This window comes from Falsiroseomonas sp. RANM36, assembly GCF_056682175.1.
This window is the reverse complement of sequence record NZ_JBWXTD010000003.1, coordinates 50,828-51,865: the sequence shown is the minus strand read 5'-3', so window position 1 is coordinate 51,865 and position 1,038 is coordinate 50,828. Positions and strand designations below refer to the sequence as shown.

General features: G+C 75.0%; 2 protein-coding genes and 1 pseudogene. All 3 read left to right on the top strand.

Going from position 1 to position 1,038, the window contains the following annotated elements; all coding sequences use genetic code 11:
* Positions 1 to 399: pseudogene (locus AC1MIR_RS05170) on the top strand (cysteine desulfurase); the annotation flags it as partial.
* Positions 400 to 448: 49 nt separating this feature from the next.
* Positions 449 to 694, top strand: a complete 246-nt coding sequence (locus AC1MIR_RS05165) for a type II toxin-antitoxin system CcdA family antitoxin (RefSeq protein ID WP_480027120.1) — start codon at positions 449 to 451, stop codon at positions 692 to 694.
* Positions 695 to 703: 9 nt separating this feature from the next.
* Complete coding sequence (locus AC1MIR_RS05160) at positions 704 to 1,003, top strand: CcdB family protein (protein ID WP_480027119.1); 300 nt, start codon at positions 704 to 706, stop codon at positions 1,001 to 1,003.
* The last annotated feature ends 35 nt before the right edge of the window (positions 1,004 to 1,038 follow it).

Genomic DNA, 1,038 nt, shown 5'->3' with positions numbered 1-1,038 from the left:
GGGGGCGGGTGGGTGGCGGCGCGGCCCGTGGGGGGGGCCGGTCTGGGGGCGCGGGGCGCCGCTATCGTGGCCGCCTGGGCGGCGCTGGGCGGGGGGGGCGCCGGCGCCGGCGCGCCGCGCCTGCCGAACACCACCAGCCTGGTCCTGCCAGGGGTGCCGGCCGAAACGCAGGTGATCGCCCTGGACCTGGCGGGGATGCGCGTCTCGGCCGGGGCGGCCTGTTCCTCGGGCAAGGTGGGGCGCAGCCATGTGCTGGCCGCGATGGGCCTCGGCGAGGATGCGGCCTGCGCCATCCGCGTCTCGCTGCCCTGGAACGCGCCGGAGGATGCGGCAGAGCGCTTCGTGGCGGCCTGGTCCGCCATGCGCGAGAGGCTGGCGCGGCGCGCGGCGCGTGCGTGAGGCGGGGCCGCGGCCCAGCTTGTGCGCATGGCTGCGCAGGGAGGCTCCCATGGGCCATGAGGGCAAGGCGAAGCGCCAGGCGGTGAACCTCTCGCTGCCGGCGGATCTCGTCCAGCGCGCCCGCGCCTGCACCGGCAATCTCAGCGGGACGGTGGAGGAGCTGCTGTCCGGCTTCGTGGCGCGGGAAGAGGCGCGAAGGCGGGACGAGGATGAGCGGCTTGCGCGCACGCTGGATGCGCTGAACGCCATGACGCGCGAGCAGGGCACCTTCGGCGACGATCTGTCGCGCCTGTAGCAGGGCGCCGTGGCGCAGTTCGACATCCATCGGAACCCGAGCCCCCGCAGCGGCCGCTCGCGACCCTATCTGCTCGTCATCCAGTCCGACCGCTTCGCCGCCCTTGAGACGCGGCTGGTCGCGGCGCTCGCCCTCCGCTCGGCCCAGCCGCGCGGCAGGCTGGAACTCGACTGGCTGACGCCGGGCTTCGCGGTCGAGGGCCAGGACGTCTTCCTGAACCCGTTCGAGATCACCGACATCGCCGCGGACCGCCTCGGCCCTGCCATCGCCTTCCTCGCCGGCGACGAGGAGGCCAGGCGGCAGGTCTAGAGCAGCGCCCGTTCGGCGGAACCGCTAAGCGGTTC

Bases quoted from the DNA above. Each gene is read 5' to 3' on its own strand.
- AC1MIR_RS05165 (WP_480027120.1), top strand. From the start codon at position 449: ATGGGCCATGAGGGCAAGGCGAAGCGCCAGGCGGTGAACCTCTCGCTG.